General features: G+C 41.6%; 3 protein-coding genes. All 3 read left to right on the forward strand.

Annotation, left to right across the window (positions count from 1 at the left end):
- The first annotated feature begins 173 nt into the window (after positions 1–173).
- Complete coding sequence (locus WBM98_RS05520) at positions 174–944, forward strand: IclR family transcriptional regulator (protein ID WP_424365029.1); 771 nt, start codon at positions 174–176, stop codon at positions 942–944.
- Positions 945–1,117: 173 nt separating this feature from the next.
- Entirely contained in the window at positions 1,118–3,328 is a 2,211-nt protein-coding gene (locus tag WBM98_RS05525; protein WP_424365030.1) for a glycoside hydrolase family 3 C-terminal domain-containing protein, read from the forward strand.
- 22 nt (positions 3,329–3,350) lie between these two features.
- Entirely contained in the window at positions 3,351–4,187 is an 837-nt protein-coding gene (locus tag WBM98_RS05530; RefSeq protein WP_424365031.1) for a family 16 glycosylhydrolase, read from the forward strand.
- Positions 4,188–4,347 lie beyond the last annotated feature (160 nt).

Consider the following 4,347-nt stretch of genomic DNA (forward strand, 5'->3'; position numbering starts at 1 on the left):
GTACATAACAGGTAGAGGCTGCAACGCCACCTATTGCGTGAATTAAGGTACCAAGTAAGGGATTCGCCATAAGGGTTCAATTAAAAATTCATATACAAATATGAATTTTATATATGAATATTCAAAATATTTGAATACCTTTTTACCGAAAAGTATTTACACTATTTTTGACCATGGCTGAAACAGTAACAACCAAGTATAATGCCCCCGCGCTGGATAAAGGTTTGGATATTTTGGAACATTTATCGGAAGTGGGGGTTCCCTTGTCCCAAGCCGAAATCGCGCAAGGGATAAATAGAACCCCTAGTGAGATTTATAGAATGCTTATTTGCTTGGAAGAACGAGGGTACTTGCTCAGGGGAAGTAATGCAGGTAAATACAGACTTTCCTTAAAAATGTACAGTTTATCGCACAGACATACTCCTTTTGATGAGCTCAAGCGTGTGGCACTTTACCCGATGCAGGAATTATCGGAAACCACAAGGCAATCTTGTCATCTGAGTATTCTGGACAATGATCGATTATTGATCATTGCCCAGACCAGAAGCCCAAGTGCGGTATCATTATCAATTGAAGAAGGCACGCATTTTCCTCTTTCGATGACCACGTCGGGTCGGGTATTGTTATCGAGGTATGAAGAAACAGATCGTGAGGCAATTTTGGCAAGGGATGAATTTTATGTTCAGTGGAATGACAAAGAACAAGAACAATTTTTGGCCTCCGTAAAGGAAATTGAGCAGAAAGGATATAGAGTTGCCAAAAGTAAACTGACGAGCGGCATCACGGATATTGGCATTCCTATTGGATTGAAGAATTCAAATCTAATTGCGGTTTTGGCGGTTTCAGTATTTACCTCCAGTTTGGAAGATGAATTGAAAATTGAAGAACTTCTTAAGGCATTAGAGTACACCCAAAGTGAAATTAACCGTTTAATTGGGGGTTGATTTTTCACTTTGTAATTGATTCATTACGATTATGGTTGAAAAATAAATCGTCCGGTGTTACCTCCAATAATTATCGGTTAATCATTTGTGGTCCTTAATAAAACAATTGTCATATTCCCTTGCAATAGTAATCGTTAATTTTATGCTTATTTAACTATCCTATAAAACTCAACATGGTATTTTCTACAAAATTTACGACCATACTATTAACCGCACTTTTAATTGGTTGTCAACCAAAAAGTAAATCAGATGAAATTGTGCCAGAAACACCTTCTTTCACCTATGAATGGGAGAATACGGGTCTAAGTATGGATGTACGAATAAATGCCTTGGTCAATGAGCTGACCTTAGACGAGAAAATATCCCAAATGTTGGATGTTTGTCCGCCTATAGAACGATTGGGAATACCGGAATATAACTGGTGGAACGAAGCCCTACACGGAGTGGCACGCAACGGAAGGGCAACTGTTTTTCCCCAGGCAATAGGTTTGGCGGCCACCTTTGATGAGGACTTGGTCCTGCGTGTCGCCACTGCCATTTCGGATGAGGCCAGGGCAAAGTATAACGAAGCCATTAAAATAAATAACAGAAGTAGGTATTCCGGTTTAACTTTCTGGTCCCCGAACGTGAATATCTTTAGGGATCCAAGATGGGGCAGGGGCCAGGAGACCTATGGGGAGGATCCTTTTTTAACCAGTAGAATAGGGGTTTCTTTTGTTAAGGGATTGCAAGGAGATGATTCCAATTACATGAAGGTGGCCGCCTGTGCTAAACATTATGCCGTGCATTCCGGACCCGAGGAACTTCGACATGAATTTGATGCCGTGGTTTCAAAAAAAGACCTCCATGAGACCTACTTACCCGCCTTTAAGGCATTGGTTCAAGAGGCTAATGTTGAGGGTATAATGGGAGCGTACAATAGAACTTTAGGAGAGCCTTGTTGCGGCAGTCCGTATTTATTACAGGAAATACTTAGAAAAGACTGGGGTTTTAAGGGGTATATAGTTTCAGATTGTGGCGCGATCAATGATTTTCATGCCTATCATAAGGTGACCAATACACCTGAGGAATCCGCCGCCTTGGCTTTAAAGAACGGGACCAATGTCAATTGTGGCAATGTTTATGCCGTTTTAGGGAATGCCATTAAGCAAGGATTGGTCACCGAAGAATTATTGGATCAAAGATTAAAGGAAAATCTCAGGACCCGTTTTAAATTGGGATTGTTCGATCCTCTTGGGACAAACCCTTATGATAGCATAAATGCCTCTGTAATAGATTCAAAGGAACACAGGCAATTGGCAAGGGAGACCGCCCAGAAATCCATAGTGCTATTAAAGAACAAGGATAATGTACTCCCTTTGAAAAAAGATATTAGAACGTTATATGTCGTGGGTCCCAACGCGGCGAATGAAGAGGTACTTCTCGGGAACTATTATGGGGTTACCAGTAATACGCAGACAATTTTAGATGGAATTGTCGGGCAGGTCAGTCCAGGAACCAGTATTAACTATAAGTCAGGAGTGCTTCCATTCAGGGATAATGTGAACCCGATTGACTGGTCAACAGGAGAGGCCAAAAGTGCGGATGCCTGTATAGCGGTGATGGGAATTTCACCCTTAGTGGAAGGGGAAGAAGGGGAGTCCATTGCGTCTGACACCAAAGGCGATAGGCCAAATTTAACCTTGCCTAAGAATCAGATTGATTATTTAAAGAAATTAAAGGAAGGCAACTCTAAACCGCTTGTTCTCATATTGACAGGAGGTAGCCCTATTGCCATTCCGGAAATCCATGATATCGTTGATGCCGTTTTATTTGTCTGGTATCCGGGTGAGGAGGGAGGAAATGCTGTAGCGGATGTTCTTTTCGGTAATGTTTCGCCCTCCGGAAAATTACCGATTACGTTCCCTAAATCCGCGGATCAATTACCAGCTTATGAAGATTACAGCATGAAGGGCAGAACCTATAAATATATGGTTGAAGAACCCCTTTATCCGTTCGGTTTCGGACTGTCGTACACCAATTTTAAGTATAAAAACCTTCAAGTATCCAAAGATTACCTTGTTAGTGTTGAGGTTTCCAATATTGGAAACACCGATGCCGAGGAAGTGGTGCAATTATATATCAGTTCACCATCAGCGGGGGTCCAAGATCCAATCTATGACCTTAAGTCTTTTAAACGCATTAAGCTTGCTGCTGGGGAGAGTAAAGCTGTTGAATTCAAACTTACAGAGGCCAGTTTCAATCAGTACAATGATGAAGGTATAATGGTTTTGAGAAAAGGGGAATACACCCTATATATAGGCGGGTCACTGCCTTCACAAAGAAGTAAGGACTTGGGTGCGGATCCATCCACCCTATTAAAAATAGAGGTAGGAGCCTTTTAAACGAAACGAAAGAACAAAAACTATGAAAACGCAATTATTTCTGATTATAATTCTATTTGGATCAATAGGTCATTCACAAACCCCTGAACCACCCGATGGATATAAATGGGTAGTCAATGAGAAATTTACCGATGAGTTTAACGGGGTCGATTTGGATTCGACAAAATGGTATGACCGTTCCCCTTATTGGGTCAACGGCAGACCACCAGCTACTTTTAGGGAGTATTCTGTTTCAGTTGGAGGAGGCAATCTTAAAATAAAGAATTCGGTATTGGAAGGGGATAGTATCTATAACATAGCCGGGGGAGCAGTTGCCTCCGTGGCCAAAGATGCCCATTATGGGTACTATGAAGCCAGAATTAAAGCTTCGGGAATATCAATGTCATCTACTTTTTGGATGAAGAACAAACGGATGACAGAAGGATGCATAACCGAACAGCAAGAGTTGGATATTGTTGAAATTGTCGGCCAACAAAAAAGGGCTGGGGATTTCAGGGAGACAATGAAGTCCAATGCCCATTTTATTGACACCCCTTGTGATGGGAAGGAAAATTATATTTCGGCTCCAGGTCCAGGGGCAAAGATAGTGCCACCTTCGAATGAAGCTTATCATGTCTATGGTTGTTGGTGGGTTGATGCCAAGACACTCCATTTTTATCTGGACGGTACATATGTATATACGATACATCCAAGTACGGCCGTGAGGGAAGATCCTTTTTACCGTCCTATGTATATGCATTTGGTCACAGAGACCTATAATTGGGAAGATCCCCCAACCCCGGAGGAGTTGGCCGATGATTCGAAAAACACGACCTATTACGATTGGGTTAGGTCTTATACACTTAAAGCCATGGAATAAGATTCTATATTATTTAGGCGCTAAGCATACTCCACTCTCGGCTTCATTTTCAGGAGCATTCCAAAACATGTGGCTTTTTAAACGCGTATAATTTTATTGAGCAAACAAATTGACCTCCAGTTATTTGTTTTTGGACATCATGGCCTTTTCGCGATAGGCT

The sequence above is a fragment of the Maribacter sp. genome (genome assembly GCF_049667165.1).
Classification (GTDB): Bacteria; Bacteroidota; Bacteroidia; order Flavobacteriales; family Flavobacteriaceae; genus Maribacter_A.